Raw genomic sequence first — 26,876 nt, forward strand, 5'->3', positions numbered from 1 at the left:
CCGGCGCGGGATGCCCATCCCCGCAGGTACTTTCGGTGTCTTCCCCCATGGTCAGCTTCTCCCGATCGGGCTGGAGATCCCCTGCTCCAGCTATGCGATCGACGTGCCGCTGAAGGTGGCCGTGCTCGGCATCGTCGACCTGGACCTCAAGGGCGGCATCAAGTTCCGGATCGAGGCGAACCTCGGCACCGGTATGGGCGGCGTGAAGCTGAAGATCATCGGTGAGGAGTACAGCGAGGGAGGAAGCGCCCGTGCACCGCAACGTATTCCCTGGCGACGGCAGCCCCTGTCCGCCCAGGCCGCCTTCTGCTCCGATCACACCATCCCGAGCTGCTCCAGCTCGCTCATACGCCCGGCTTCCAGCGCCCCGGCCGCGTAGGACTGGGACGGGTGGCAGTCCTCGCCCACTTCCTGGACAGCTCACCGAGCGCGGCGGCATCCGGCTTTCCGTCCCGCATCCGTTTCAGGGCGGACCTTCAGGTTTCCTGCCGCGCAGGACGGAGTGGGCAGGGGCGATCCGTCATGGCCACTCGCCCTGCAGCGTCATTCACGGCGGGCCTGGACACTCTGGACCGGGGCAACGTAAGCGTCCATGTAATCCCGTCGTCGCACACCATGGCACCCATGCCGACCTGCTCGACGCTCTTCCCGGAGAGCGCCTGTCCGACCTTGACGAACTACGCGCCCGAGGCGTACTCGGCACGCGCCCGGCCGCGCCCCGTTCCTGCGGCGGACCCCCGGGACCGGCCGCGCCGACGAAGCCGGCGAACTGGCTGGGGCACGTCGCAGAACAAGCCCGGATTGATGAAGACCGCCGGCCGAAAGAGCCCCGCCCGATCATCCGGCGGAGCTCCTGCGTTGTCCTGCTCCTCCGCTCAGCCCTCGCGCGGCTCCTGGGCGTGGCGGGCGGCGGTTTCCGCACCCCGGGCGAGGATCTTCCGCTGTGGATCGATCATCTCGGCGGGGGTGTAGGACGACCGCGTAGCACGGGGTCGACACTGCGCCCGCGTGAGAGGCCGGCGGTTCCTCGGGCCGGGCGTTGCGGAGGGGGTCGTAGGGAAGTAGCCAGCGCCGTGGGCCCCGTTGACCACGCCCGTTGACCATGCCCGTCGACCACCCGCCCGCCAGGGAGAAACCCCTTGCCGGGGTCACCTCATCTTCGGGCCGCTCCCTGGCGGGCCATCTGCCGCACAGCGTGGGAGGCCGGGGAATTCAAGGGCTGTCCGAAGCAACCGCCCTCGCTGCCGCAAGAGGGCTCCGCGTCCGGTTCCGGCCGTGCAGCCTGCTCATGGTGTCGGACGTTCATCAGCAGGTGACCGGAACGTTCAGGGTCACCGGGCTGGAGGGATAGCCGAGGGCGGATGAGGTGAACTCGGCGTGGACGGCCGAGCCGCAGGGGACGGTGCCGCCGACGCCACGGACCTGGGTGGTCGCGGCCTGGAAACGGACCGGCTGCACCAGGTGGCCGAGGGAGGTGCCGTCGACGGCGCTGCCGGTGAGGGTCATGGTCAGGTCCTTGACCGGGAGCGTGGAGCCCGGGCTGGGCGGGCCCGCCAGGCTTATCTGGCCGTACAACTGCACGCTGTTGCCGGTGACTTCGGCGCAGACCTTGGTCGACAAGCCCACCCGGAGGGCGGACGGACCGCACGTCACGGTGGTGGCAGTGGTGGTGGGGGCGTGTGCGGCGGTGGCCGGGGCCGCGCCGGACAAGGCCAGGCCCACGACCGCGGTGGCGAGCAGAGCGATACGAGACATGAGGGTAGTGCTCCCTGTTCAGAGGCGTCGTTCATAGGCATCACTGATGCACTCAGGATGCAGTTGCCATGTGACATTGCACTGGACATCAGTGTGTGTGGAGGCGGCGTGAGGGTTAACTCCCATACCTCCATGCGATATTCGCGCCCTCACCTTCCCCTTGTCCCGCCGGGTTACGGGTACGGCTACGCCCAGGGCTCTGGCGTAGTTGCGTGATGTCCAGTTTGTGATCATATGGGGCGAGCGGGCGTTTCGGGTCGCGGGAGTTGGCCCGGAGTGCGGCGGCGACGTTCTGTGTGCCGGCGATGCGCCGGTCGCCATGGTGCGGGGCGCGTTGCCGGTCCGCAAGCGAGTGGAGCGGATCATGCGTGAGCGCGACATCGCCGGGGTCACCCGGCGCAAGCGCCGGTCGCTGACCCGTCCTGCGAAGAGGGCGGTGCCCGCCGCGGACCTGACCGGCAGCGACTTCACGGCCGACGCCCCGGGCCGGAAACTGGTCGGTGACATCACCTACGTTCCCACCGACGAGGGCCGGCTGTATCTGGCGACCTGGCTGGACCTGGCCACCCGCGGGATCGTCGGCTGTTCGATGGCCGATCACCACCGCGCCCCCTGGTTGTCGACGCGCTGACGTCGGCCGCCGCACGTGGCCGACTCCAGCCCGGCTGCATCGCACATTCCGATCGCGGATCGGAGTACACCTCCGACGAACTCCGTCGGGAAATAGGCGGGTTGGGGCTGCGGCAGAGCATGGGACGAACCGGCTCGTGCTATGACAATGCCGCCGCCGAGAGTTTCTTCGCACTGCTCAAAGAGGAGATCGGCACCCGCCACCGGCCCGATCGGACCACTGCCCGAAGGGGAAGGTTCACCTGGTACAACGCCCGCCTGGTAGACGCCCGCAGGAACCTCGGCCGCCACACCCCGGACGTGGTGGCCGAGTGGCGCACGGCCCGGGACCAGGCCGTGGACGACCTGAACCGGCTGGAGACCACCGACCCGGACGAGATCGTGCAGATCGCCCTGACCTACGCGGCCCGGCTCAAGGAACTGCAGGCGACCTGAACCAACCTGCGGGCACCGGCAGCCGCCCGGGACGGAACGGTGCTCCACCGGGCGCGGCTGCCAGTAAGCAGGCATCAGCGGCCGCGCCTGGGCCGTCAGACCGGCCACTTCCTCTCGCATCCGGGGCAGCGCCTGGTGCACGGCCCGCCGAACAGAGTGGAAGCTGCGGCTTCCTGATCGGGGTGACCGTGCCGAGGGCCGGCAGCTGCGAGGTGACGGTGGGGTGTCAGGTCTCCCGGTGCCCGCTCAGAACAGTTCCAGGTCCCCGCCGCTGGTGTCCGCGATGACTGGCCGGAACCGGGCAGGGAGGCCGTCCAGGCGGTCAGGACCGGCCGCGGCGGCCACGGCAGGGGCCGTCTCGGCCAACCAGGTACGAAACCGCTCGGCGGCTTCGCGGTAGGGGACTCGCGCCAGGACACGGTGCTCGCCGGAGGGGCAGAAGTCGACGGCGACAGTGAGCAGGCAGGAACGGGGCGCGTTCTGACTGCCCGTCCAGGACACGCGCAGGACACCGCAGGGCTTGCGCCCGCGGGGGGCGCGGTGGGTCGGGCGCAGCGATCGGCAGGCTATGCGGGCGGTCCATGCGGCGAGGTGCGGCAGGGGCAGGGTGGTGCGTGCGCGGCAGCCGGGGCAGCGGTGCCAGTGGCGGAGCCAGTCGTCGGTGTCGGTGTGGAAGAGGCGTGTGTAGCGGTTGGCCACGCGGATGTCATTGCTGTACAGGTGGTCGGGGCGTTCCTGTGTGTTGCAGGACTGGCAGACGGGGGCGCGGACGTAGCCGTGTTCGTGGCAGTGGTCGAGCACGGTTGCGGGCGCAGTGCGGCAGACGGCGCACGCCCACCCAGCCACCTTGCGGGAGGTGCCGGGCTTCCTGCTGAGAGCCGAGTACAGCTGGCCTTCCAGCTCTTTGTTGTACGGGCGCAGTGAGGTGGTGGGGCCCTCGGGGCTCGTCGTCTGCCGGCCGTCGGCGTCTCGGGCCTGCCGGGGGTGGGAGGGCGGTTCGGTGCCGGCTGCGCTTGCCTGGCGGGTCCGCGAGGCTTGCACCCACTGCGTTTCGGTGTGCTCGGCCGCGTCCAGCAGCCTGACCACAGCGCGCGGCAGCCACCACGTGCGCTGCGTCCCGTCGCGGGTCTGCTCCACGAGTATCTGTCGCCAGTCGATCCCCGCCAGATGGTACGGCCGGCCGACTTCACGTCGTGCTGCCCGCTCGGGGCCGCCCAGCTCCTGCAGTTCCCCCTTGATGCGCTGGCGCCAACGCAGCGGCGTTTCCTCGTTGCACTCCTGCCTCGGTGCCCCACGAAACGGACCGATGCGGACCAGGTCCTGCCGATCCATCCCAACCGCGTTCAGTTCCGCGGCCGCCCGGCGCACCTCAACTTCCGGAACACTCCACTGACCGTTGCTCGCCTTCACCGTGGCCACCACATGGCCGCCGAGCAGGACGTACCCCACCTGGGCACGGGCAGGAGAGCAGGTGAATGTCCCAGAAGCCGTCGGCACAGCACTGTCGGCCGTCAAATCGACCCACAGAGCGTCCGCGGCAACCAGGGTGATCAGGCCGTCCGTACGACCGGACATGACACGCTCTGACATACCGACAGGCTAACGGCCTGCAACGTGGCAACGGATCCCGAGAGCCTCGGTCAGCCGGGCCGCCGCCCGCAACTCCATATTCCTGAGCATCTGGTCGTCAGCACCTCCCGTGCCCGTAGCCTCACCACCAGAACGTCAAGAACCGGGCAAGTCGCCCTCGCGCATCAGCGGTCCCCGAACCCAGACGAATTGAGCAACAGAGTCGGTGCCCCCGGCGCGACCGCGTCCACTGGACGTTCATGGGCGGGAACCTGGTGCTGAATGCTCGTCATCGTGGGGTCGGCGGGCGCCGAGTGCTTCGGCCAGGATCCGGGCTTGTGCTGTGGTGAGATGGGTGGCGATCTGGATGGTGCGGCCTGCCAAGCGCTGCATGATGACGGGGTTGGCGAGCATCCGGTTGCCCATGACGACGGCGATCTCGTTGCGTGGCTGCGGCTGGCCTGCGACCTGCCCGGTCAGATCGGAGAACTGGGCGGAGTCCTGGCTGTTGAAGGTGACCTCGACGATCCGGTCCCGACCTCCTCGGGCGTCCTCGAAGGTGCGGACGCCGTCCAGCTGCCTCACCTGCAGGCCGCCCGGCGCAGTGACGGCGACGCACGCGCTGCGGTCGTCGGCGGTGCCGCAGTGCTCCCGTTGCACCCGGATGAGGCGATGCCCTTCTTGACGAAGCCGGTGTCATCGATGATCAGGATGCCGTCGTCGGCGCCGAGGTGTTCGGCGACGTAACCCCGCAGGTCGTCGTGTATCTCGTCGGCCTTCCAGCGGCTCTTCGCCAGGAGGTGCCGCAGCCCGTCAGGGGTGGAATGCCCGTCGAATTCGGCCAGTTGCCAGGAGCTCTTGCGCCCCACGGGTCCGAGCGGACCCCGCACGTAGTCCCGCATCCGGCGTCTGGGCCCGATGCGGGGAAAGCGGTGCCCGATCCGCAAGAAGAGTTCTTCCGGCCCTATTTCCCACACGGAGGCAGGTGCGTCACCAATCACATGCAATGGCTGTCCCACCGCTGTCCCACCGCTGTCACTGCACACGGCGCGGTCAGTCCTTCGCGGGACGGGCCGGGCGAACCCGCGCCGCACTCGATACCGCCCCTCTACAATCCCCGCCCCAAAGCCGTTGACCAGGGCATACATCGAAGTCCGGCTGGAGTGCTAGTCACGCGTCCGCGGTCCCACTTCACGCACGACCGTGTAGGTGGGGACTCCGGTCATGCGGGGTTCGGCCTTGCCGACGAGTCCTTCCAGCGCTTTCTCAATGGCCGCCATCCGGCCCTCGGTCTCGGAGCGCTCGACGAAATTGCGGTAGTCGGCCTCGCTTGCCCAGTGCACGATGTTGTAGACGCGGGTGCCGTCCGTGCTCACATGGAATCGGGCCGAGCAATAGCCGGGGTAGAAGCTCACCCACTGATCCTGGATCTCGGCGAAGACCTTCACCAGCTCGGCCTGAGTCTCGCGTCCGTCGACGGTGTAGTCGATGATCGAGTAGAAACCGCGGTCAGCGCATTGCCGCTGTTCAGGAGGTCAGCGTGGACCTCTGCCGGAGTGCGGTAGCCATGGGTCTTGCGCGGACGATGGTTGAGCTCATGGGCGATGGCGACCAGGTCGGCCTGGCTGAACGTGCGGAGGTCCGCGCCCGTGAGGAGGTGCGCTGGGCGGGGTCGGGCCAGACCAGCGGGCGGCGGACAGTCAGCCGTCCCGCGGTCACGTCGGGAGGCTCAGTGCCTGGTTTCCGTTCTGGTAAAGAGTTCAGCGCACTCGCCGGCGAAGGAACAGAGCTGATCCACGACCTGCTGGTACTCCTGCGGATCCCGCACCGTGTTCGGCGTGGCATCGGTCCACTGCTGCCACAGGCCGCCGACGGCAAGGTATGGGGATGCTCGCTCGGTTCCAAGGACGGCATCGAGGTGAAGCAGTGTGCTGAGAGCAAAGGTCCGGTCGTAGACGAGGTCGGGTCGAGGCAAGTAGCGCTCAAGGTATCTGCAGACCAGATCGGCGTCCGCGCTGGTGCCGAAGGTGGCAAGAGTGATGCAGTAGGCCCCGCCGTAGGGGCCTCCGCTGGCCAGCAGGAGTTCGCCGATGCGGCTGCGGAACTCGGTCCTGCCGGCTACGGCAATCAGCCAGGAGGCAGTCCTGCACTCTCGCCAACCGCCTTCGAGAAGGATGCCGAGCTCAGCGGGAGTGATCTCCCGGGCAGCCTGGACCAGCTCCCTCGCGAACAGGTCGCGTTCAGGCCCGCTCAACCGCAGCGCGCTTCCACCCAGCCGCATGTACCGGCGGCCGGGCGTGACGAATCGGCGGACCAGGTCCCTGAGCTCGGGGTCCGTGTTGGCATAGCGCATGGCTGCATCTTTGCCCGGCGAGGACCCAACTGCCAGCGGTTTACCCAGAGCCCCGAGTAGCGATCGCTGGTTCAGAGAAACAGGCGTGTTCGTGAATGCAGGGGGTGCCGAACGCGCGGCCGCATGCACCGATGGAGACTTTGCGGCGCTCGAAGTGGCCGAGGAACTCCTGCCGCCGAGATCGGCACCCTCCTGCACGGTTTGCGTGAGGAGTTCCCGGCCCTGTTTCCGTACGCTTCCATTACAGCGGTTGGCGCCAAGCCTGTGATCATGGGCTTCCAGCACAGGCGGTCGGCCTGGGAGGGGGTTCGGCGGAACATCGCTGACCGGCTGCGGACGTCGTTGGAACCTGGCTGATACAGCCCGGGTCGGCGCTCCTCGGGCCGAACTCCGGCCTGGACCGTGAGGTGATCAGTGGCCGTAGGGCCAGGGAGCGGCGGGAACCTGCCACGTGGCGCGAACAAGCTTGTTTGAAAGGGGGATTGGGATGGAAATCAGGAATGGGGAATCGGGACCATCGCGCCACGACCCGGTGGGGTCGTCGCCCGGTCCCCTGGACCGGGGGCAGATGTGGACGCACGGGACAGCGCATCAGTACCGTCCGAGCAACCACCTCCGCAACCACCTCTTCCCCCGTACCCTTCGTTCCCACCACTTCCCCCGCAGGCCCCGCACACCTCGCCACCGCCAGCGGGCAGTAGGGCGTCCCGGGCGGCTGGAGCGCTTGTCCGGTTGATTATCTCCAGTCGCTGGTACTGGCGTTGGGGCGTCCTGGCGCTGGTCATGGTGCTCGTCGCCGGTCTGATGACCTTTGTGCTCCGGCCACACGAGAAGACGCCCCCGCAGCTGGCCTCGGCGGCCACGAAGAGCCTGCGTGCCTGGCGCGGGGTCACCTATGCGGGGACCACGGTGAACGGCAACGGCGCGATCATCGGCTTCCGTCTGACGGTCGCCCGCGACGGCACTACGTACGGAACCCTGAGCCGAGACTCGGGGGCATACGCGGAGCTCGCTGTGAGCCCCGAGCGAACCCTTCTGCGCGGCAACAGCCAGTGGTGGTTCGAGCACGAGCCGGGCAGCGCCGAAGCGCTGGCCAACACCTGGGTGGCCGACCCGCCGCAGGGGGTGATCGGCCTGGCCGAGCTGTCCCGGATGACTCCGACGGCGCTCGCCGACGCCCTCTCGGGCAAGGACACCGACGGTCCGTCCGGGCGGCCGTCCACATGGCGCCAGAGCGGCGCCACGTCGGTGAACGGCCGTCCGGCGAAGGTACTGACCGACGGCACCCTGCGCTTCGTGGTGAGTGCGTCCCCTCCGTACCGGCCGCTCTCGGTCGGCCTGCCGGGTTCCGCTGGATCTCAAGGAGCCGCCACACCCGAATCTGCGCCGGACGCCTCGGATGCGCGCACTGCCGTCTTCCGCTCCGGCCCGCAGGACGGTGCCGCACGGTCCGTGGGCCATGTGCAGTCCGCAGGTCACGTGCCGACGGCGGCCGGTGAGCCCGCGCCCGCCCCGGCCCTGTCGTCTGCGGTCAGCGAGCCCGACAAGGCCCAGGTGCAGAACACAACGGAGAACGTACGCAGGGTCGACACCTCGCACGAGCAGGCCGAACCGCTGAGCCAACGTGTGGCGGCCCAGACGGACGTGGCCGTACAGCTCACGGCATCGTTCTGCAGCACTCCGAGCTGCCCGGCCACCGTGAACGTGACCAACCAGGGCACCGCTCCGGCCGGCGGCACGGTGATAGTGACCGTAGCCGGACAGACGCCCCTGAACAGTCCTGTTTCCGTTCCTCCCGGCGGGAACCGCACGCTGACGGCTACGGCGACGAATACGGCACCGCCCGGCCAGACGATCCAGGTGAGCTGGTCCGCGGTCTTCTACGAAGCGAGCGTCATGGGCGACGACCCGGCGCTCGTCAAAAGGCTGATGGGCCGCGGTTTCAAGCTCAATGAGCCACTGGGCGAGCGGGCCAACGACAGCAAGGGCAAGCCCGTCCTGCAGCTCCTCGACGCCATGACGGCCGACATCGGTCCGCGGACCAGCCCCGAGGTCCGCGAGAGCCGGCTCAGCAACGCCGGCAAGACGGTGGCCAATCTGGAGCAGCAGGGAGCGTTCGAGCCGTTCTACGACCTGGTCGTGAACACCAACAACTTGAGAGTCTCCGGCGAGAGCGGCATTGCCGAACTGGAAGCGAAGACAGCTCAGCTCTCCCTCTCCGACCGGCGGGCGCTGCAGTATGCGGGCGAGTTGGCGCGCGCGGGGAACAAGGTCGTCTGGGGTAACACCTACAAACCCGAGGGTTCCTCGGCCGAGTACAAGGCCGACCTCCAGAACCTGACTGGCAAACAGACCATCCAGCGCAAGGCCGTGTCGGGGGGCACGGACGCGGTGGTGAAGGCCTTCGCGGCGGCGATCAACGAACTCTCCGGTACCGGGGTGGTCCCGCCCGGCTTCGACAAGGTCGCTTGGATCGACATCGACCCGAACGCCGCCACCGTCCTGGCCGGCAGTGACCGGCAGGCACTGGCGAAGGAGTTCAAGAAGCTCAAGCTCGACAAGCACTGCAATGGCGCGGGCGGGCCCGCTTTCGACGCGGCCGTGTTCACCACCTATCCGCCCGGCCCGGACGGCACCCCGCAGCGTACGAACAGCGTGTTCACCTGCAACGAGCTGCTGAGCAGTGCCGTCGCCCCCCACAAGTACATCCAGGATGAGATGGTCTGGAAGGCCAGGTACGACCCGGTCTGGTATTCCGCCAACTACAGAGACGACGGCCACCGGTGGAGCAAGTCCACTACGGAGAACGGCGTCACGCTGCCGATACTCGCCAAGGACAACGAGAACCACTGGATCTCCAAGGACAAGCTGCCCTCGGCTCCCGGCGCGAAGCTGTCCCCCGCGAAGTTCTTCGGCCCGGCCTCGGTCGGTGACAGGAAACGGAGCAGCCTGCTCGACAAGATCGCTGACCATCGCAAGACGTCCGTGGATCTCACCAACGCGGAACTGAAGTACAAGAAGTATGGAACCCCGGCCAATGAGCGGACACGCGACAAGGCGCTGAAGAACTACCGGAAAGAGCTGGGCGTCACGCCCAACAACAGCCGCATAGCCGAGCGGCTCGGCGAGAGCACGGCACGCTACCACGTCATTCCGGAGGAATTCCCGGGAGCCCAGTGGATCCCCCTGCCCAAAACCCCCAATGGTGCCGATAAATTCGACCAGCTGTACCTGCTCCCCGACGGCACGCTGCTCATCGTCGAGGCCAAGGCGCCAACGGGGGATCCCGACTGGCGTCAGGGGAAGGGCCGTCACAAGAACAAGATGGTCCAGCAGATGACCAGGGAGTACGTGGAGACGATCATCGAGGCGATGAAGGAGCGGGAGACGAAGTCCCCGCGGGACGGCGAGCTGGCGCGCGACCTGGAGGAGGCGCTGGATCACGGAAAGCTCCGCTATGTTCTCGTGAAGGCAAAGGACGGCGGCAGCTCCTACGCGGGTGGCACTCTGCAGGAAGGCGTCATCAACTAGCCCGGCGCTGCGGGCAAGCCCTGGCCGCAATGGCGCGGCGTGCCCCACGCGTTCCCCTCGTACTGCGCAAACGTGGCCCCTCGTCGACGTGGACAAACTTCGCCCCGGCTCGCCTCGGTTGCGTTCGGTCGGCAATCGGCCGGCCAGGCTTCCGGCGCCGGCGATTTCCCATGCTCCAGATGACCCCGCGTCGAGTCATCCAGCCCCGTGAGGAGCGGCGCTCGGCGCCGGAAGCCTTGAGGCATTGATAGGCCCGCGACACGGATGATCCGAGGCCAAGCCCGTGATCACCGGCTTGGAGGTCCTGACAAAGGCGTTGGACGTGCCGGTGGGTGATGAGGCAGGTGGCGAGGCCGAGGAAGGCTTCGCGGATGTCGTCGCGTCGTTCCCAGCGGATGCGTAGGCGTCGGAAGCCGTGGAGCCAGGCGATCGTGCGCTCGACAACCCAGCGGTGAACGCCGAGGCCGGAGCCGTGCGGGACGCCGCGGCGGGCGATCGCTGGTTTGACGCCCGCGGCCCAGACCTGACGGCGGTACTTGTCGTGGTCGTAACCGCGGTCGCCGAGCAGGGTTTCAGGCCGTCGGCGTGGTCGTCCCACGAGTCCCGGGACCGGTGGGATCTTCGCGAGCAAGGGCATCAGCTGGGTGACGTCGTTGCGGTTTCCGCCGGTCAGCGACACGGCCGACGGGATGCCCTGTCCGTCGACGAGTACGTGGTGCTTGCTGCCCGGCCGCGCTCGGTCGACCGGGCCGGGGCCGCTTTTGGGCCCCGCCGAGCGGCCCTGACGCGGGAGGAGCCGATCCACGCCCGTCCATCCAAGGAACCGACGGACCGTCACGAAAGATCGAGGCCAGCGGGTTCTGCGAGCGACTGCTCCGTCCCGCACCAGGCGATCGCGGCGCGACCCAGGTACGGATCGCCACAGGCCCCCATGGGCTCGCAGGACCGGTCTCCCCGGCTCGCACGGCGGGCGCCGCCTTGAGCGGGGTCCAGCCGCTCTGGGAACGGCCGGCTGGCGCGCCGGACCCACGTGATACACGCAGACTGCGCCACTGCGTGGCCGCCGTGCTCGCACTCGCGGTGTCTGCCGTACCGATCGGTGCCACATCGCTGCTGCCGGACGGCGACGAGATCGCCGATGCCGACCAGGTGGCGAGCGCGTCGGGCGACGCTCCGAGCGCTTCCTGGGTGCGGAGGTGACCGACGACCCCGGCTCCGCACCCGGAAGCGCGTCACTGCCACGCCGGGCGAGGCCGGCCAATCACTCCGATGCACGCGCCTTTCACCTGGCTGGGGGTTGCTGCCGGGCCCGGCGGCGCCCCTGCGTGAACGCTGAGGTGCCGTTGGCATCGAGGAAGGCGAGAACAGCATGACCTCATTGGCGATCTCCGGCATATCGCGCGCGCACGTCATCGTGGCCGGATGTGCCCTGGTCCTGTGCACGACGACGGCAGTCCCGGCCGCCGCGGACGGCGATACTTCCGGCGCGAAACCCACGGTGGTCCTGGTGCACGGTGCGTTCGCCGATAATTCCAGCTGGGACGGGGTGATCTCGCGCCTTGAGCGCAGCGGCTACCCGGTGATCGCGCCTTCCAACCCGCTGCGCGGTCTGCACAACGACTCCACGTACATCGCCTCGGTACTGAACAGCGTCAAGGGCCCCGTCGTGCTGGTGGGCCACTCCTACGGCGGCGCCGTGATCAGCTCGGCCGCGGCCGGAAACCCCGAGGTGAAGTCGCTCGTGTACGTGTCGGCTCTGATGCCCGACGTGGGCGAGAGCGGCATGTCGCTGGCCGCACGGTTCCCCAGTGAACTGAGCACCGCCACCAAGACCGTCCCGTTCCAGGAGAGCGGTCGCAGTGGGACCGACCTGTACCTCAAGCGCGACAAGGTCCACCAGGTCTTCGCCGCAGACCTGCCGGAGAGCAGGGCGAATCTGCTGGGGGCCACCCAGCGGCCTGCCGCCACGACCGCCTTCTCGGAGAAGGCCAAGGTCGCGGCCTGGAAGCAGATACCGTCCTGGGCGCTGGTAGGCCGACAGGACAAGACCATCAACCCGGATCAGGAACGCTTCCAGGCAAAGCGGGCCGGCTCGCACACGGTGGAGATCAACTCTTCACATGTGTCCCTGATCGCCCACCCCGAGGCGGTCGCCGACCTCATCCTCCAGGCAGCTGCAGCTCCCGACTCCGCCCGGCTGTCACTGGCAGCCAGCGGATCCGCGAATGACGCACGTGCCAGGACCGTCCTCGCTGGTTTCGCCGGGGCGTCCCTGATCGTCGGTGCGGGAGCTGTTCTCCTCGGCCACCGGCTGCGACGCGCCCGCCGCTGACGGCGAACAGGCCCGACCCACAGTCCGTTTGTGCATTGTTCAGCAGCGCCGCGGTTCCACGGGAGCGTGAAGGAGGCCGGTCGGCGAGACCGTACACGCAGGCGCTGAACCGAAGGCCGTACGAGTGATCCGTACTGTTCCGCGAGCGTGACGGTTCTCGGCCTGCTGTACGCGGCGTCCACGCCGATGCGCACGTCACCTATCTCAAGTCGCTCCGGGCGGCCGACGGTTCGTACGCCGGCTCAGGCTTGTCCAATGAGTGGGCGTTGGCCGGGGAAGGGCTCGGGAGGTTGTCTCGGTGGACCCCGTACGCCACCCGGCGGGCCACCGTCACGGGAGCGGCGGACGGGGATGCCGAGGAGCGGCAGCCGAGCCCTCGGACCAGACACCTCCCAGCCTTCCCCATGCCCGTGCTTCTGGAAGTGGTCGAGGAGCACGGAGAGGTGCACGCCGGGACGATCCCCGATGAGTTCTCGGATAGGGCCAGCAGCTGCTTCTGCTGCTCCTCTGTGGACCCGGCCGCCTCGGGGTGTCTCCTCGTCATCTGCGTCGAGGGCACGGACGGCGGCCCAGCACCGCCCTGCGCGGCGCGGAGGTGTGCCCACGACATCACTCGCTCTGGCTCCTTCTCCGAGTGGACTGCTGGCCCTGCCGGATCTGCAGGCTGTGCGGTCCCTGCCGAACGAGAGCCTGGCTGCCCCGGCAGCCGAGATCCGTCAGTTCCTGGCGGAGAAGGTGACCGCGGGCGGCGGCCATCCGGGGTCGAATCCGGGGGTGGTGGAGCTGACTCCGGCACTGCACCGGGTTTCGACTCGCCCCGCCATGCGATCGTGTTCGACACCGGGCACCAGGCGTACGTCCACAAGATCCTGACCGGACGGGCGGCTGGATTCGACTGCGTGCGGCAGCCGGGCGGTCTGTCCGGATACCCCGCTCGGGCTGAGTCGGAGCACGATCCGGTGGAGAACCCCCACGCCTGCATCGCGCTGTCATACGCCGACGCCCTGGCCAAGGCCCGTCAGCCGGCCGGTGAGCCGGACCGGGCGGTGGTGGCGGCCATCGGGGACGGGGCGCCGACCGGCGGCATGGCATTTGTGGCGCTCAACACCCTGGGTGCGGCGCCGCAGCGGTCTGTGATTGTCGTCCTCAACGACAAGGGCCGCTCCTACGCTCCCGCCCGCGGCGCGCCGGCCCGTCGTCTGTACACACTGAGGAAGAGCGGTGAGGGGGAACGTGACGGCGGGAACCTGTTCACCGACCTGGGGTTTGTGTACGTCGGCCCGGTCGACGGGCACGAAGCGGCGGCCCTTGAAGAGGCCCTGGCGTGGCCGGCCGAGCGCGACTACGGCGACGTCGAGCTCGTCGAGGCCGCCGGGGAGTCCATCACCTTCTCCCTGCCCAAAGAGCTCCGTCGCGACCTTCGCGAGGAGGCGGCTCACGCGAGCGCTGCCTGACCGCCACGGGTGAGGTCACCTGTTGACGAGCGGGAGTTGGTCGATGGGGATGTCCTCGCGCGATGCTGGTACCCGTCACGTATTCGAAGACTGCGGTTTGCGTGGGGCTGCAAGCGCCGCCGGGTCGCACCCCGGCCACCGCACAAGGGCGGGCGCCCAGCCGACAGCCGGACGCCCTGCACCGGATTTTCAGTGATCTTCTACTAGAGGTCGTAGCCGCCCGATACCTCGATGTTCTGAGCGGTGACCCAGCGGCTCGCGTCGGAGACCAGTGTGGCGATCATCGCGCCGATGTCGTCGGGTTCGCCGACCCTGCCGAGCGCGGTCCTCGCGGCGAGGGCCGGGATGACCTCGGGGAACCGGGTGAAGGCGTCGTCGGCGATCCGGGTGCGGGTCGATCCCGGCGAGACGGCGTTGACGCGGATGCCGCGCGTGCTGAATTCCTTGGCCATGTACCGGGTCAGCACGTTCAGGCCGCCCTTCATCGACCCGTAGGCCGAGTAACCGGGCTCCAAGCCGGCCGTCGCCGCCGCGTTGCTGCTCGTGTTGACGATGGCCCCGCCGTCCGCCATCAGGGGCAGCAGCTTCTGCGTCAGGAAGTACGGGCCCTTGAGCAGGACCCGCATGAGCCTGTCGAACGACTCCTCGGTCGTGTCCTCGATCAACGATGTGTGCGCGAAACCGGCGTTGTTGACCAGGTGGTCGAAGGTGTCGCGCTGCCAGGTGTCGCGCAGCACACCGGTCACCGTGTCGCGGAAGGCCGCGAAAGTGCCGGTCTCACCTACGTCCAGCGGCAGTACGACGGCCGTGCCGCCCTCCTTCTCGATGGCGGCGGCCGTCTCCAGCCCGCCTTGCGGGTTGTTGCCGTACGTCAGGATGACTCCGGTTCCGCGCTTGGCGATCTCGATCGCGGCGCTTCGTCCGATGCCAGAGCTGGCGCCCGTGACGATGGCGACCTTCATGGTGTTCCTCCTGTAGTGCCGTCGTGCGTGTGTTGTGTGTGAGCCGTCGGTGTCATGCGGCGGAGTTCGGGGGCAGGACTCGGGCGAGCCAGTCGGTGCGGGTCCGGCGGGCCGTGGTCGAGATGTGCGCCTGCGGGTAGAGCGCATCGAATCCGTGGAAGCCGCCCGCCCAGACGTGGAGTTCGGCCTGCCCGCCGGCCGCCCAGATCCGGGTGGCGTAGTCGGTGGCCTCGTCGCGGAAGACCTCGGCGGAGCCGGTGTCGACATAGGTGGTCGGCAGGCCCGAGAGGTCGTCGGCCACCGCGGGTGAGATGTACGCGGATACCCCGTCCTCGGCGAGTTCACCGAGGACGCTGCGCCAGCCGAACTCGTTCATCTCGCCGGTCCACACGCCGGGGACGCCGGAGTGCTGGCGGCTGGAGGTGCTGGTGTTGCGGTGGTCGAGCATGGGGCAGATCAGCATCTGCGCGGCGATCGCCGGGGTGCCGAGGTCGCGGGTCAGCAGGGCTACGCCGGCGGCGAGGCCGCCGCCCGCGCTGGCGCCCGCGATGACGATCCGGGCGGGGTCGATGCCCAGTTCGGCGGAGTGTTCGGCGACCCAGAGCAGTCCCTGGTAGCAGTCTTCGACCAGGGCGGTGCCGGTGGCCTCGGGCGCGAGCCGGTAGTCCACGGAGACCACGACCGCGCCGAACTCGTCGAGCCACTCCAGCGGTATGTCGATCTGTGAGAAGCGGTCGCCCATGACCATCCCGCCGCCGTGCATCCAGTAGACGCAGGGGGCGACGGTGCTGCGATCGGTGTTCGCGGGGCTGAAGACCGACAGGGGGATGGGGGCACCGTCCTTGGCGGGCACGGTGACTTCGCGCCGGTCGACGTGCCGGTGGGCGAGGAGGGACTCGATGGGTGTCGACGGGAGTCGGCGCAGTTGCGCGAGTGCTTCTGGACCGAGCTGGGACATGAGGGGCATGTCGGCGAGCAGCTCACGCAGTTCGGGGTCAAGGGCAGGTCGTACCGTGGTCATGGTGCTGCCTTTCGTGGGGTGGTGGCGGACGGCCGGGCGAGGAGTGGGCCGCCCGGCAGCGACCGAGGCGGCAGGAAGTATCAGGGGATCGATCGGCGGGTCAGAAGGTGGCCTTTCCGCGGACCGGTACGTAGTCGGTGTACTCGGACTCCTTGGCCAGCAGTCCGTCGATCTGCGCCACGATGGCCTGGGCGGCCTCGCCGGCGAAGATCCGGTGGTGGTCCTCCTCGCTGGTCCAGCCCTCGGTGACGTGGACGGTGTCGGGGTCGGAAGCTGAACGGGAGACGAGGTAGACGACGCAGTGTTCGCTCGCGCCGGGGCTGCCCTCGTTCAGGCCGGTCATCAGCACATCGACCAGCCGGTCGCCCATTCGGGGCTTGGCGGTCAGGGTGGCGTTGAAGCCGTAGTTGGCGGTCATGGATGCCCTCTTCTGCGGGGATGGAGTGAGGTGATTCCATTCAACCCACGTGACCTGCGAAAACGTTAGGACGATGCTCGCTCGTACTTGCACGATCCTCTCGGTCACGGGAGTCACGGTGTCGAATGGTGCTGCAATGGAGGCATGCACCTCGAAGAGTTCCGCACCCTGCTGGCCCGGCATGCCCGGCCCGACTGGACCACCGCCATCGACGGCGTCCTCATCTCGAAGGTCGACCGGTCCGATCCGCCGGCGCCCTCGATGTCGGGCACGGTGCTGGCGGTCATCGCCCAGGGCGCCAAACGACTCGCCCTGGGCGACCGGGTGTACGAGTACGGCCCAGGGCAGTACCTGGTCGCGTCGGTCGACCTGCCCGTCACCGGACAGTTCACCCAGGCCGAGCCCAAGCAGCCGGCGCTGGGGTTCGGTCTCGTGCTGGAACCGTCCGCCGTCGCCGAGTTGCTGCTGCGGGCCGGGTCCGGAGACACTCCCCGCCCCGGCGGAGGCACCCCGTCGGGGATCGCCGTCAGCGACGCTTCGGCCCCGTTGCTCGACGCGGTGGTCCGGCTGCTGCGCCTGCTGGACGAGCCCCGCGACCGGGCAGTGCTGGCCCCGCTGGTCAAGCGCGAGATCCTGTGGCGCCTGATCAGCGGCGAGCAGGGTGCGACGGTTCGCCAACTCGGCCTGGCCGACAGCAGCCTCAGCCACGTCTCCCGGGCCGTGCGCTGGATCCGCGAGCACTACGCGCAGCCCTTCCGGGTCGAGGACGTGGCGCGGCTGTCCGGCATGAGCGTCTCCGCCTTCTACCGCAACTTCCAGGCGGTGACCGCGATGAGCCCCATCCAGTTCCAGAAGCAGATCCGGCTGCAGGAGGCCCGGCTGCTGCTCGCCACCCACCCGGGCGACGTCACCGGAGTCGGTCACCGCGTCGGCTATGACAATCCGTCACAGTTCAGCCGGGAATACCGCCGCCAGTTCGGCGCGCCCCCCAGTCAGGACGCCGCCCGTTTGCGTCACAGCGTGCGCACCCCCGCAGGTGTCCTTCCCTGAGCCGGCTGGATCGCGGAGGAGGAACGTGCAAGGGGCAGCGAGGATCGTTCTACGGTTTCCGCAGTTCAGGGCGTTTCAATGGGGTCACCGGTTCTCCTGCGGAGCAGGAATTGCTTGTCCGCCCGCGGATCCCACCACACCGCGAGGGTCACAGCATGAGTGAAGCAGTGCTTTTCGCCCGCGAGTTCCCGCGCAGCCCGCTCCGGCCGGCCCCCTGATCCCGAGTTCGGCCCGCCTGGTCGAGAGCCCGCCGCGTGTACGGCTACTACGTCTGTCCTCTCCTCGCTGACGGCCGCCTGACAGGCCGTGCCGACTCCGCCCGCTGCGACACCGCACTTACCGTCCAGCGGGCCAGCCTTGAATTCGACGCAGGACCGGCGGCCACCACCGACTTCGCCCAGGCCTGCCAGACACTCGCCGCAGCTACCTGCCGGAACCGCGTCGAACTCGCCGATCACGCGACGGACGCCCAGTGGATCAAAACCTGTTGAGGGATGTTGGGGACGTCGGTGGTTTCGGCGGCAGTACGGGATCAAGCGCTACCGCCGGCTACGGGCACCCCGGGAAATCAGGTACCCCCCTGGGGTAGTTGACGCGTGGGCGTTTCGAGTCTTAGCCTGCCACTGGATACCCCCTAGGGGTACAGGCGATCTGAGGGGAAACCACCATGTGCACCACTTCCGCCACATCACAAAGCGTCCCCGTTGTCGTCCGAGCGGACACGGACAACAGCACGCTGCCCGACTGGCACTTAGGGGGTGAGTGGTTCGACGTGTGCAGCTGTGCGCTGCCCTGCCCCTGCACGTTCGCCCAGACGCCGACCCACGGGGACTGCCTCTTCACGCTCGTCTGGCAGGTTCACGAAGGTCACTTCGGGGACGTGCGCCTGGACGGCCTGGGCGTGGTGGCACTGGGAGAGTTCAACGGGAATATGTGGGTCGGCGACCCGGACGCCACGATGAAGGTGATGCTCTACATCGACGCCAAGGGCGACGAGGCTCAGCGTGGCGCGCTGGAGCAGATATTCGCCGGTCATGTCGGCGGCTGGCCGGGCCAGTTCGGCTCGCTCATCAGCGAACTGCGTGAGGTGCGGTACGCGCCGGTCCACTTCGACGCCGCCGAGGATCTCTCATACTGGCGGGCACGTGTCGCCGACAAGGTCTCCGTAGGTGCGACCGCCCTCACAGGCCCCACAGCCGACCCCTCCCGCCGTGTCCAGCTGATCAATGCTCCGGGCGCCGAGGTCGGCCCCGGCCAGATCGCCACGTGGGGCGTCGTCGAGAACGATCGCGCAGAAGGATTCGACTTCTCCCATGAATACCGCGGGGGATCCAGCAAGCACTTCCCCTTCGACTGGCGTCCCTGACCGCGGGGCGGGAGCAGAACAGTGAAGAAGGCGGCCATCGCAGACATGGCCACTATCCCGCCGTCGAGCTTCCGTTCGCTGGCTGATCACGTTCTCCCTGCATGGCGCAGTCAGTTCCCGGGGCATCCGATACTGCCCGACACCGGTTGCCCAACAGGGCCGCGGAATCCTCAGCACGGCATGGGCCGGCAACAGGAAGTTCGACGGCACGACAGCGCGTACAACCGGATACGACGGTGAGGAAAAGGAAGACAGCGTCCGCGCGTTCGGAGGGGAAGTGGCCGTCCGGAGAGGACCATCGACTTCGGGAAGTTCGGCGCCCGGGTCATCGAGGGAAGCGACGCCGTCACGCGGCAGCTCGACGACCTTGCGGGCGGCACCGTCACCCCGGGCACCGTGAAGTACGGCCTGATGGCCCCCTGCATTACGTGACGAAGGCTGACCACAGCCTCGCCGCGGCCAAGGACGCGGGCCTGGCCGTGACCGACCTGACGCCACAGGCGTGGCTGGAGGGCAAGCGCCGGCCATCGAAGGCCAACCTGGAACGCATCGCCGCCGCCCACCGCCAGGTGCGCCGCCAGAACGTCGCCCGGAATCTCCTGCGACACCTGAGCGCTGACGGCGGGACGCGGGTGGAGTTCCACCCGCTCAACCAGTCGCAGGTACCGCGGCCACTCCAACGGCTGGTGGAGTACCCGCACGATGCACGTCCGCCGCTGGGACCGCATCGTCGAAGCCTGGGCAGCCGACGACCACCAGGGTCCGGACGACGCCTGAGAAGACATCAGCGTCGGCCTCGGATCCCAGCGGGGCCAGTACGAGCACGTCACCAACATCTGTTTCGCCGCCTGGAGCACCCCTGTACGCCTGTGGGATCTCAAGTTCGGCTGCACAATCTCACCGCCCGCTTCATGTCAACTGCACTCGCTGTGTTCCTCAACGAACTCGCCCACCGAGCACGGCAGATCCACTTGGCCGGCGAGCCGCGCCGCAGCACCTCCCACGTTGTCTGGGGTTACGCGTCCCTGCCCGTCTCACTCTCCGCGCGCGGATCATGGGTGAGCTATTCTCCGCGCATGCGTGAACAGTTCACCGGCTGGCCGGAGCAGGCCATGGACGTGTTGTGGCAGCTCCAGGGCGAACCGACCCGCGCGACCCGCGAGCGCTACCGCGCGGACCGCGAACGCCTGGTCAGGCAGCCGATGATCGCCCTGCTCAACGAGGTCGCGGACACCGACTCCCGGTACGAGGACTTCTCCGTCTGGCACTACCGCACCGACTCCTGGTGGTGGCAGCACCAGGGCGCGGTGATCCGGCTCGGCCGCAAGATCGAGATCGGTCTCCGGTTCTCCCTGGACGGCCTGCGGATCCAGGGCGCCTGGTGGTACCCCGATCCCGGCCAGGTGGACACGTTCCGCAACGCCGTGGCCTCCGAGGGGAGCGGCCGCGAACTGTCCGCCATCCTTGAGGACGTGCGGAAGAAGGGCTACGACATCTCCGGGGACGTGATGAAACGCCCCCCGCGTGGCTATCCGGCGGACCATTCCCGTACGAACCTGCTGCGCCATCGTTCGCTGATCGCCGCCCGTCCGCTCGGCTGCGAGGAGTGGCTGCACACGCCCGAGGCAGTCGACCGGGTCCTCTCGGCCGCCGCCGACCTGGACGCGCTGCTGATGTGGCTGGTCCGCCACGTGAAGCGCGCCGCCTGACATCACGAGGGCACCGCGCGGCACGGGAGGAACCACACTCGTGCCGCCGGCCCAGCGCTCAGAAGGTGATGCGCACCTTCAGCGCCGACCGGTTGTCCATCCGATAGCCGTCCGGCGCCTCGGCCAGGGGGCGGCACGGCCGAAGATCTGCCCCGGATCGAGGGCTCCGGAGAGCACATCCGGCAAGAGTTCGGGGATGCGGGCGCGGACCGGGGCGATGCCCCCGCGCAGCGCGATGTCGTGGTCGAACATCCGGCGGCAGAGCGACTCCCGCGTTTCGTAATCCGCAGACGGGTCTGCAGTCGCCGCAGTAGGAGGCGTCCGGGTCAGGTGATGTCGTCGGGGGCGAGGTCGGGGCGCAGCCGGTGCCAGGAGGGATGCCGCAGCAGTCCTGCCCGGGTCCGGCTCGTGCAGCGGACCTCGCCGACCAGGCGTGGCAGTACCCCCCGCGCTGCGGCCACATCCGGCGTCCTCTCGAAGGGGCACTCGTCGATCACAGCGACGCGGAGGCGAGCGCGGTGCGCTCGGCGTCGCTCGCTCCACCTGGTTCCGACGCTGCCCACATACCGCGGGCCGCCTGCGTGTGCCCCTCCTGCCAGCAGGGCGCCGGGCAGGCCGGTGAGCCGGCCTCGGCCAGGCACCCACCCGCCCACGATCACATCGACGGTCCGGACGTGCCGGATCTTGATCCTCAACTGCACCACTCGGAGAATGGCCAGGCGGCTTCGTCCGGATCACTCCCGCTGCGCGGAGACCATCGTCATGGAGGCAGGCCGGGGGTGAGGATGAGGTCGGGCGGGCGTCAAAAAAGGTGCCGTGATGCCCTTTCCCACCCTGATACACATTGGGGATGTCGACCACTGAAGCACTTGATCCCACGGACCGTCTCGTCGCTGAGCGAGCTTGCGAGCGCCTGATCATCGAGTTCGTCCACAAGCTCGACCTCGGCGACCCGGGTGAGGTGGCGGAGCTGTTCGCGGAGGACGGGGTCTGGGAGTGGGCTGAAGGCGACCGCCGGATCCAGGGCCGTGACGCACTTCGGTCCTATTTCGCCGGTCGTCCCGCGGACCGTCTCTCGCGCCGGATATGCACGAACATCCTGGTGAATCTCACATCCGAGGCAACAGCGACGGCGACCACCTACTTCACGACATACCGTGTCGATGGCTACACCAATGGCTACGTGCCCCCACAGATCCCTACGCAAGTAGGCCACTACGAGGACACTTTTCTCAAGCTGAACGGCCTGTGGCTTCTCAGTTCTCGTTCCCTGTTTCTGGCCTTTGCCGGGCCGACCGAGAACCTCAAACCAACCGACAAGTCGTAAGCCACGCTCCCGCAGAGCCAACAAGCCAGCGAGACGAATGGGAGGTCGCGGGGCGGACCGCAGGCATGCCGAGCGTGACTCGGCCCGTGAGGCGGGCGAAGCGGGTGGCGTCGGCGTGCTTCTGGCGCAGTAGTTGGAGCGTGAGGCCGATGCCCTCAATCTCTCCTTTCCACCCCTCACTCTCGGCACGTTCTCGCCGGTCAAGGAGGTCCTGCTCGATTTCCTCAAGCCTGCTGATCATCTCGGGGTTCACCTGTAGTACAGGGCATCGAGTGCAGGCGTGCTCGTGGTTGCACGGGCTTCCGTAGGGGCGCCCGCACAGGCCGAGTTGAGCCTCTCTGGTGCCGAAGTGTCCCTCGAAGGCGTGCCACTCATGGGCCGTCGGATCGCGGTACTCGGATTCTGACGGCGGTTGGCGCCGGTTGGCGAGGAACTGCTGGTAGTGCCGCACGACGTCTTCCTCGAAGACGGCCATGGAGCCGCGCGTGGTCTGGACGTTGAGGTGCCCCAGCAACGCGGCATCGATGTGGATGGGCACTGCGCTGTTGACGAGATCGGTTGCGAACAGTCTGCGGAAGCCGTGGGCCGTGAAGTGAATTCCGTGGAAGCGGTGGTCGTCCCCTTCGATCTGCCTGCACGCCTTCTTGAGCAGTCTGTTCACGACGCCTGCGCCGATGCAGCCGCCGGCATGGTTCATCGAGCGCTGGAACAGGAAATGGCAGGGGTTCGCCCATGAGCATCTCGTGGTCGTCCCAGCGCCGCAGATCGCGGATGAATGTGCTGCACCGCAAGAACGAAGACTTCGACCGGGACGACTTCCACCTTGACTTCGACCACCGACAGGTCACCTGCCCCCAGGGCCAGGTCAGCGCGGGCCGGCACGGCACCTACCCGACGTCCTCGCCCGCCGCGGCCCCGCTGCTCGTGGCCCGGTTCACCAAGAGCCAGTGCCGTCCTTGTCCGGCTCGCGCCCACTGCACCACCGCCCACCGCCGTCGGCAGCGCCCGAACCGTGGGCTTTCCGCCACGCTGGAAGGCCCGTTACGCGGTCCGCTCCGGGGTCGAGGGCACCATAAACGAGTCCGCCCACGGACACGGCATGCGCCGGTGCCGCTACCGAGGACAGCCGAAACCCACCTGCAACACGTACCCACAGCCATCGCCGTGGACATCGAGCGACTCAGCCGGTCGGTGACCGACGATACCTCTTCACCGAGACCGCCGACGGCCTTGCAGACCTTCCTGGACCAGCACGGGACACCCCGGCCCAAGTCCTGGCGCACCCCCGGCACCTGACCCCGTCCAAGATCCCCGACAGGGTCAAGCTCACAGCCCGTCACGAAGGTGGGGGTCGATGTCCGCCGCTACGTCGGTCGTCACAGGGCTCACGCCGCGGCGACGGGGCACGGTCTGCTGCGAAGCTTCCCGAAGCCGCCACCCCCGGCCGCGTGGGCTCGTTCCCGTGTGGCCGGCCGGGCACCGAGAGGTGTACGTCGACCACGCATCGCGTGATGTGACATAGGTCACCTTGTCACCTTGGAGGTGTCATGTGTTTATCTGCAGCTGTCCAACATTTGGAGGTTTGTATGGAGGGGTTGAGAGAGCCGCGCCGTGCCGCGACCCTGTCCGCTCAGGCCGCTGATCAACTACGGGAGCAGATCGCCTCCGGCCGCTGGCCGGTCGGTAGTCGCGTACCTTCCGAACACGAGTTGGTCGCGATTCTCGGAATCAGTCGCAACACCGTGCGAGAGGCCTTGCGTGCTTTGGTGCATCTGGGCCTGCTGGAAGCCCGCGCCGGAGACGGCACCTACGTCCGGGTCGCCAGCGAGTTGGAGGCAGTGCTGGTGCGCAGGGCGGCAACGGCACACCTGTCCGATGTCTTCGAGCTGCGCGCGGTATTGGAGGAGCATGCTGCGGGGCTGGCCGCGCAGCGTCGGACGAGCGCAGACGTGAAGCGATTGCGGGAGCTGCTGCACAAGGCGCAGGAGACCAACTGCGCCGGTGAGATGAGCGCGTTGGCCGACGTCGATGGCTCATTCCACCTGGCGGTGGTGGAAGCCGGCGGGAACGGGTTGCTCGCCGAGGTCTACAAGCACTTGGGGAGCGCGCTGGCCGCAGCGGTCGCCGGGCTGACCTGGGGCAGGGAAATCGCCGCCGAACACGACCACTGGCACACCGCCCTCGTAGAGGCCATTGCGGCGGGAGATGCGGTGACTGCTCGCTCCGCCGCCTCCGCGCTCGTGCGGATCAGCCGTCGCGCCGCGCTGGGGCAAGAGGGGGTGCATGAGCGTGACTGTTCCGAAAGGCGCTGACGCTCCCGGGGCCGAATCCGACGGTCACCAGGGCGGAGCGCCTCGCGTGGGGTTGCTCCTGGTCGGGATCTTGCTTGTTGCGGCGAATCTGCGGGCGCCGCTGACAGGTGTCGGCTCGGTGCTGCCGATGATCGAACACGACACCGGCTTGTCCAGCACCGCGGCAGGACTGCTCAACGCTTTGCCACTACTGGCTTTCGCGGTGACGTCGCCGCTGGTGGGCAGGAGTGCGCAGCGCCACGGAACCGAGCGTGTCCTGTGGATCGCTTTGCTGGTGCTGACGGTCGGCATTGTGCTGCGCTCGCTACCAGGCGTGGTGACCTTGTTCGCCGGCACCGTGGTCATGGCAGCAGCGATCGCCTACGGCAACGTGCTGCTGCCCTCGCTGGTCAAGAGCACTGTTCCCGAACGGCGGATCGCCGCAGTCACCGGGCTCTACGTCACTGTCATGGGGTTGATAGCCGCGGTCTCCTCCGGGGTGTCCGTGCCCCTGGCTGACCACCTTCCCGGAGGATGGCATGCCGCGTTGGGCTGCTGGGCGGTGCTGGCGCTACTCGGGGTCCTGGCCTGGGCACCGCAACTGGCCCGTCGCCGGCCCGTAACATCCACCGCCCCCGGAGCGGGGCAGGCGCATACCCTGTGGCGTTACCCACTGGCCTGGCAGGTCAGTGCGTTCATGGGACTGCAGTCCCTCGGTTTTTACACCACGATCGCGTGGTTGCCCAGCATCGTGCACGACCACGGAGCCTCCGAAGGCGCCGCCGGCTGGCAGCTGTTCCTGCTCCAGGTGGCCGGTTTGGTCTCCAGCAGCACTGTGCCGATACTCGCCCGACAACTCACTGACCAACGGCTGCTGGCCGTCAGCGGTTCATTGATGTGCGCCACCGGATATCTGGGGCTGCTCCTGGCCCCCGAGATGGCGACCGCGTGGAGTGTGCTGATCGGCCTTGGCGGCGGCGCCTGCCTGGTGTTGGCGCTGACGTTCCAAGGCCAGCGTGCGGCCGACGCGTCCCAGGCCGCCGCGTTGTCCGGCATGGCGCAAAGCGTCGGCTACCTCCTGGCCGCCGTTGGGCCCCTGCTGTTCGGCTCAGCCCACGACCTCGCCGGTGGGTGGACTGTCCCGCTCGGCCTTCTTGTCGCGCTGACCCTCGTTCAGGGCCTCTTCGGCCTTGGAGCCGGTCGCGACGTCCGCCTCCCGCAATCAACGACCGCCCAGCTGGCACCGGAAAGGACTCGATCCGCATGAACGGAACGACCTGCTTCAGTTACTTGGACACTCCCACGGCAGCACCGCTGTCCATCACCGAACTCATGCCCGGCGCCTATAACGTCATGGAGTACACCGCCGTTGCCGCCGGCGAGCAGGTGCTGATCCTGACGGAGAACTCGGTGGACCCTGTGGTGGTGCAGGCACTGGCGGCAGCAGCCGCCTATCGCAACGCCGAGGTGCACGTTCTGGCCGTTCCCCCGTTCAGCGCGGGTGGCTGGGACTCCGAGCGGCCATCACCAATGCTGTCGGCCATCCACGCCGAGGCTGATGTGGTGCTCTCCTGCACATGGTGGGGTGAGGTGCACAGCGACCGCTTGTTCTTCGACGAGGTTGCCAAGCGCAAGGCCCGGTTCCTCTCACTGCACCAGACCGCGACCGCATCGGCTCTGGCCACCGGTGCCCGCTTCCCGCTGGAGCTGTATTTCGCCTTGGAAGCCAAGGCGACCGCACAACTCGCCGCAGCCGGCGAGATCCGGGTAACCACCGCTGCAGGCACCGATGTGACCTTCCGTGACTTCGCCACCAGTGGCCATCACGCTCCTCTCATCGCTGGAATGTGGCGGCCCTTCCCTTACGGTGGCGTCAACTTCTACCCCAACCGCACCGACGGGCTGCTGGTCATCGAGGAGTCCACGGTCACCGGCACACCGGCCGAGCCCACCACGATCGAACTCACCAACAACGTGGTAACAGCGATCGAGGGCGCGAGTGCCGCCACCGAGCTACGTCACTATTCACCAAGGGGCTACTACCTGCGGCACGCCCTGATCGGACTCAACCCGAAAGTGCGCTCAAGCGGTGGCACCCAGTTCGAACGGGAGAAGCACGCCGGTGCGTTCTACCTTGGCCTGGACGCCCTGACCGAGGAAGGGGAGCCTGACCGTAGCGGGCCAGGACACGCCCACTGCGACTGCCAGTTCGACAAGCCGACCATCACCATTGACGGCACGCCCTTTATTGAAGACGGCCGCCTCAACCTTCTCGAAGATCCAGAAATCCGCGAACTGGCCGCACGGTTCGGTCCTGCCGATGTGCTCCTCGATTCCAATCCCCGAATGGTGCTACCTGCCAGATACACACGGCATTGACTGACCCCCTGCGGTAGCCCCAAGACATTGTGCATGGCTACCGAGGCCGAACTGTCCGGGCCACGGAGCGGCCCGGACAGTGGAAGCACGCAGGTGCTTCAATAGCCCACCCTGGCTCTGTTGATGACGAGGAGCAGCGTTTCTCGGGCGGCTCGGGAGGGGCGCACGCACTCCAGCGGCCCCGAATGTCGCGACCGGCTCCGTTGCCGACGGGGAGGTCTCCGCGGGGCACTGCCTCCCGTACTCATCGATACCAGGATCGGGACACCGAAGGCGCCTCCCCAACCCATCGAG

24 protein-coding genes and 6 pseudogenes are annotated in these 26,876 nt (G+C 68.1%); 16 read left to right on the forward strand and 14 right to left on the reverse strand.

Annotated features, from left to right (window positions below; all coding sequences use genetic code 11):
* The first annotated feature begins 10 nt into the window (after positions 1–10).
* Positions 11–379: a hypothetical protein gene (locus tag ACFVH0_RS16665; RefSeq protein WP_385820763.1), complete on the forward strand. Its 369-nt coding sequence runs from the start codon at positions 11–13 to the stop codon at positions 377–379.
* A 926-nt stretch (positions 380–1,305) separates the two neighbouring features.
* Here ACFVH0_RS16665 and ACFVH0_RS16670 read toward each other — a convergent pair.
* Complete coding sequence (locus ACFVH0_RS16670; RefSeq protein WP_385820765.1) at positions 1,306–1,755, reverse strand: hypothetical protein; 450 nt, start codon at positions 1,753–1,755, stop codon at positions 1,306–1,308.
* A 364-nt stretch (positions 1,756–2,119) separates the two neighbouring features.
* Between ACFVH0_RS16670 and ACFVH0_RS16675 the strand changes: the two genes are divergently transcribed.
* Complete coding sequence (locus ACFVH0_RS16675; protein ID WP_385820767.1) at positions 2,120–2,386, forward strand: DDE-type integrase/transposase/recombinase; 267 nt, start codon at positions 2,120–2,122, stop codon at positions 2,384–2,386.
* A gap of 119 nt (positions 2,387–2,505) precedes the next feature.
* Positions 2,506–2,820, forward strand: a complete 315-nt coding sequence (locus ACFVH0_RS16680; RefSeq protein ID WP_385820769.1) for a hypothetical protein — start codon at positions 2,506–2,508, stop codon at positions 2,818–2,820.
* 246 nt (positions 2,821–3,066) lie between these two features.
* Here the strand turns inward: ACFVH0_RS16680 and ACFVH0_RS16685 are convergent, their stop codons facing one another.
* The 6 genes and pseudogenes from ACFVH0_RS16685 to ACFVH0_RS16710 form a co-directional block, all read right to left on the reverse strand.
* Positions 3,067–4,410, reverse strand: a complete 1,344-nt coding sequence (locus tag ACFVH0_RS16685; RefSeq protein ID WP_385820771.1) for an endonuclease domain-containing protein — start codon at positions 4,408–4,410, stop codon at positions 3,067–3,069.
* Between the two features lie 237 nt (positions 4,411–4,647).
* Positions 4,648–4,974: a hypothetical protein gene (locus ACFVH0_RS16690; protein WP_385820773.1), complete on the reverse strand. Its 327-nt coding sequence runs from the start codon at positions 4,972–4,974 to the stop codon at positions 4,648–4,650.
* The gene (locus ACFVH0_RS16695) at positions 4,971–5,258 is read right to left on the reverse strand and encodes a transposase (protein ID WP_385820775.1); all 288 of its coding nucleotides are present in this window, start codon (positions 5,256–5,258) and stop codon (positions 4,971–4,973) included. Before ACFVH0_RS16695 ends, ACFVH0_RS16690 begins: the two co-directional genes overlap by 4 nt.
* Positions 5,259–5,555: 297 nt before the next feature.
* On the reverse strand, positions 5,556–5,882 hold the full coding sequence (locus tag ACFVH0_RS16700) for an antibiotic biosynthesis monooxygenase (protein ID WP_385820857.1): 327 nt from the start codon (positions 5,880–5,882) through the stop codon (positions 5,556–5,558).
* Between the two features lie 17 nt (positions 5,883–5,899).
* Positions 5,900–6,037: pseudogene (locus ACFVH0_RS16705) on the reverse strand (IS30 family transposase); the annotation flags it as partial.
* An 81-nt stretch (positions 6,038–6,118) separates the two neighbouring features.
* Positions 6,119–6,742 (reverse strand): DUF6000 family protein, encoded by a 624-nt coding sequence (locus tag ACFVH0_RS16710; protein ID WP_385820777.1) that lies wholly within the window; start codon positions 6,740–6,742, stop codon positions 6,119–6,121.
* A gap of 732 nt (positions 6,743–7,474) precedes the next feature.
* Between ACFVH0_RS16710 and ACFVH0_RS16715 the strand changes: the two genes are divergently transcribed.
* Positions 7,475–10,273: a hypothetical protein gene (locus ACFVH0_RS16715; RefSeq protein WP_385820778.1), complete on the forward strand. Its 2,799-nt coding sequence runs from the start codon at positions 7,475–7,477 to the stop codon at positions 10,271–10,273.
* A gap of 325 nt (positions 10,274–10,598) precedes the next feature.
* Here ACFVH0_RS16715 and ACFVH0_RS16720 read toward each other — a convergent pair.
* A pseudogene (locus ACFVH0_RS16720) lies at positions 10,599–11,060 on the reverse strand (IS5 family transposase); the annotation flags it as partial.
* Between the two features lie 269 nt (positions 11,061–11,329).
* Between ACFVH0_RS16720 and ACFVH0_RS16725 the strand changes: the two are divergent.
* From ACFVH0_RS16725 to ACFVH0_RS16735, 3 genes and pseudogenes are all read left to right on the forward strand, one after another.
* The gene (locus ACFVH0_RS16725; RefSeq protein WP_385820779.1) at positions 11,330–11,473 is read left to right on the forward strand and encodes a hypothetical protein; all 144 of its coding nucleotides are present in this window, start codon (positions 11,330–11,332) and stop codon (positions 11,471–11,473) included.
* 169 nt (positions 11,474–11,642) lie between these two features.
* Positions 11,643–12,605: an alpha/beta fold hydrolase gene (locus ACFVH0_RS16730; protein WP_385820781.1), complete on the forward strand. Its 963-nt coding sequence runs from the start codon at positions 11,643–11,645 to the stop codon at positions 12,603–12,605.
* 465 nt (positions 12,606–13,070) lie between these two features.
* Positions 13,071–14,059, forward strand: a pseudogene (locus ACFVH0_RS16735) (1-deoxy-D-xylulose-5-phosphate synthase N-terminal domain-containing protein).
* 203 nt (positions 14,060–14,262) lie between these two features.
* Here ACFVH0_RS16735 and ACFVH0_RS16740 read toward each other — a convergent pair.
* The 3 genes from ACFVH0_RS16740 to ACFVH0_RS16750 form a co-directional block, all read right to left on the reverse strand.
* The gene (locus ACFVH0_RS16740) at positions 14,263–15,021 is read right to left on the reverse strand and encodes an SDR family NAD(P)-dependent oxidoreductase (RefSeq protein WP_385820783.1); all 759 of its coding nucleotides are present in this window, start codon (positions 15,019–15,021) and stop codon (positions 14,263–14,265) included.
* Between the two features lie 52 nt (positions 15,022–15,073).
* Positions 15,074–16,042 carry an alpha/beta hydrolase gene (locus tag ACFVH0_RS16745; RefSeq protein ID WP_385820785.1) on the reverse strand — a complete coding sequence of 323 codons (969 nt, stop codon included), beginning with the start codon at positions 16,040–16,042 and terminating at the stop codon, positions 15,074–15,076.
* 100 nt (positions 16,043–16,142) lie between these two features.
* Positions 16,143–16,460: a putative quinol monooxygenase gene (locus ACFVH0_RS16750; protein ID WP_385820787.1), complete on the reverse strand. Its 318-nt coding sequence runs from the start codon at positions 16,458–16,460 to the stop codon at positions 16,143–16,145.
* Between the two features lie 144 nt (positions 16,461–16,604).
* Here ACFVH0_RS16750 and ACFVH0_RS16755 point away from each other — a divergent pair, with 144 nt between their 5' ends.
* From ACFVH0_RS16755 to ACFVH0_RS16775, 5 genes and pseudogenes are all read left to right on the forward strand, one after another.
* Positions 16,605–17,510 (forward strand): AraC family transcriptional regulator N-terminal domain-containing protein, encoded by a 906-nt coding sequence (locus ACFVH0_RS16755; protein WP_385820789.1) that lies wholly within the window; start codon positions 16,605–16,607, stop codon positions 17,508–17,510.
* Positions 17,511–17,764: 254 nt separating this feature from the next.
* Positions 17,765–18,001, forward strand: coding sequence for a hypothetical protein (locus tag ACFVH0_RS16760; RefSeq protein ID WP_385820791.1), 237 nt, complete (start codon positions 17,765–17,767; stop codon positions 17,999–18,001).
* Between the two features lie 176 nt (positions 18,002–18,177).
* The gene (locus ACFVH0_RS16765; RefSeq protein WP_385820793.1) at positions 18,178–18,876 is read left to right on the forward strand and encodes a DUF1326 domain-containing protein; all 699 of its coding nucleotides are present in this window, start codon (positions 18,178–18,180) and stop codon (positions 18,874–18,876) included.
* A 297-nt stretch (positions 18,877–19,173) separates the two neighbouring features.
* A pseudogene (locus ACFVH0_RS16770) lies at positions 19,174–19,725 on the forward strand (transcriptional regulator); the annotation flags it as partial.
* Positions 19,726–19,952: 227 nt separating this feature from the next.
* The gene (locus ACFVH0_RS16775; RefSeq protein ID WP_385820795.1) at positions 19,953–20,585 is read left to right on the forward strand and encodes a DUF2461 family protein; all 633 of its coding nucleotides are present in this window, start codon (positions 19,953–19,955) and stop codon (positions 20,583–20,585) included.
* A 58-nt stretch (positions 20,586–20,643) separates the two neighbouring features.
* Here the strand turns inward: ACFVH0_RS16775 and ACFVH0_RS16780 are convergent.
* A pseudogene (locus ACFVH0_RS16780) lies at positions 20,644–20,837 on the reverse strand (IMP dehydrogenase); the annotation flags it as partial.
* Positions 20,838–20,911: 74 nt separating this feature from the next.
* Positions 20,912–21,274, reverse strand: a pseudogene (locus ACFVH0_RS16785) (ATP-dependent DNA ligase); the annotation flags it as partial.
* Positions 21,275–21,435: 161 nt separating this feature from the next.
* On the opposite strand from ACFVH0_RS16785, the gene ACFVH0_RS16790 reads away from it, so the two are divergent.
* Positions 21,436–21,912, forward strand: a complete 477-nt coding sequence (locus ACFVH0_RS16790; RefSeq protein WP_385820797.1) for a nuclear transport factor 2 family protein — start codon at positions 21,436–21,438, stop codon at positions 21,910–21,912.
* On the opposite strand, the gene ACFVH0_RS16795 is transcribed toward ACFVH0_RS16790, so the two are convergent.
* Complete coding sequence (locus tag ACFVH0_RS16795; RefSeq protein WP_385820799.1) at positions 21,890–22,609, reverse strand: site-specific integrase; 720 nt, start codon at positions 22,607–22,609, stop codon at positions 21,890–21,892. The two genes, ACFVH0_RS16790 and ACFVH0_RS16795, sit on opposite strands and share 23 nt — an antisense overlap.
* Before the next feature lie 889 nt (positions 22,610–23,498).
* Between ACFVH0_RS16795 and ACFVH0_RS16800 the strand changes: the two genes are divergently transcribed.
* The 3 genes from ACFVH0_RS16800 to ACFVH0_RS16810 are packed head-to-tail and all read left to right on the forward strand — an operon-like array spanning position 23,499 to position 26,582.
* Complete coding sequence (locus ACFVH0_RS16800) at positions 23,499–24,224, forward strand: FadR/GntR family transcriptional regulator (protein WP_385820801.1); 726 nt, start codon at positions 23,499–23,501, stop codon at positions 24,222–24,224.
* A gap of 46 nt (positions 24,225–24,270) precedes the next feature.
* Positions 24,271–25,470, forward strand: coding sequence for a CynX/NimT family MFS transporter (locus tag ACFVH0_RS16805; RefSeq protein WP_385820804.1), 1,200 nt, complete (start codon positions 24,271–24,273; stop codon positions 25,468–25,470).
* On the forward strand, positions 25,467–26,582 hold the full coding sequence (locus ACFVH0_RS16810; protein WP_385820805.1) for a hypothetical protein: 1,116 nt from the start codon (positions 25,467–25,469) through the stop codon (positions 26,580–26,582). Before ACFVH0_RS16805 ends, ACFVH0_RS16810 begins: the two co-directional genes overlap by 4 nt.
* Positions 26,583–26,876: the final 294 nt, after the last annotated feature.

Source organism: Streptomyces sp. NPDC127117 (genome assembly GCF_042677325.1).
In the GTDB taxonomy this organism is placed as follows: domain Bacteria; phylum Actinomycetota; class Actinomycetes; order Streptomycetales; family Streptomycetaceae; genus Streptomyces.

Excerpts from the sequence above, each read along its gene's own strand:
- ACFVH0_RS16665 (WP_385820763.1), top strand. The coding sequence starts at position 11 with ATGCCCATCCCCGCAGGTACTTTCGGTGTCTTCCCCCATGGTCAGCTT.
- ACFVH0_RS16670 (WP_385820765.1), bottom strand. The coding sequence starts at position 1,755 with ATGTCTCGTATCGCTCTGCTCGCCACCGCGGTCGTGGGCCTGGCCTTG.
- ACFVH0_RS16675 (WP_385820767.1), top strand. The coding sequence starts at position 2,120 with ATGCGTGAGCGCGACATCGCCGGGGTCACCCGGCGCAAGCGCCGGTCG.
- ACFVH0_RS16680 (WP_385820769.1), top strand. The coding sequence starts at position 2,506 with ATGGGACGAACCGGCTCGTGCTATGACAATGCCGCCGCCGAGAGTTTC.
- ACFVH0_RS16685 (WP_385820771.1), bottom strand. The coding sequence starts at position 4,410 with ATGTCAGAGCGTGTCATGTCCGGTCGTACGGACGGCCTGATCACCCTG.
- ACFVH0_RS16710 (WP_385820777.1), bottom strand. The coding sequence starts at position 6,742 with ATGCGCTATGCCAACACGGACCCCGAGCTCAGGGACCTGGTCCGCCGA.
- ACFVH0_RS16730 (WP_385820781.1), top strand. The coding sequence starts at position 11,643 with ATGACCTCATTGGCGATCTCCGGCATATCGCGCGCGCACGTCATCGTG.
- ACFVH0_RS16740 (WP_385820783.1), bottom strand. The coding sequence starts at position 15,021 with ATGAAGGTCGCCATCGTCACGGGCGCCAGCTCTGGCATCGGACGAAGC.
- ACFVH0_RS16745 (WP_385820785.1), bottom strand. The coding sequence starts at position 16,042 with ATGACCACGGTACGACCTGCCCTTGACCCCGAACTGCGTGAGCTGCTC.
- ACFVH0_RS16750 (WP_385820787.1), bottom strand. The coding sequence starts at position 16,460 with ATGACCGCCAACTACGGCTTCAACGCCACCCTGACCGCCAAGCCCCGA.
- ACFVH0_RS16755 (WP_385820789.1), top strand. The coding sequence starts at position 16,605 with ATGCACCTCGAAGAGTTCCGCACCCTGCTGGCCCGGCATGCCCGGCCC.
- ACFVH0_RS16765 (WP_385820793.1), top strand. The coding sequence starts at position 18,178 with ATGTGCACCACTTCCGCCACATCACAAAGCGTCCCCGTTGTCGTCCGA.
- ACFVH0_RS16775 (WP_385820795.1), top strand. The coding sequence starts at position 19,953 with ATGCGTGAACAGTTCACCGGCTGGCCGGAGCAGGCCATGGACGTGTTG.
- ACFVH0_RS16790 (WP_385820797.1), top strand. The coding sequence starts at position 21,436 with ATGTCGACCACTGAAGCACTTGATCCCACGGACCGTCTCGTCGCTGAG.
- ACFVH0_RS16795 (WP_385820799.1), bottom strand. The coding sequence starts at position 22,609 with ATGAACCATGCCGGCGGCTGCATCGGCGCAGGCGTCGTGAACAGACTG.
- ACFVH0_RS16800 (WP_385820801.1), top strand. The coding sequence starts at position 23,499 with ATGGAGGGGTTGAGAGAGCCGCGCCGTGCCGCGACCCTGTCCGCTCAG.
- ACFVH0_RS16810 (WP_385820805.1), top strand. The coding sequence starts at position 25,467 with ATGAACGGAACGACCTGCTTCAGTTACTTGGACACTCCCACGGCAGCA.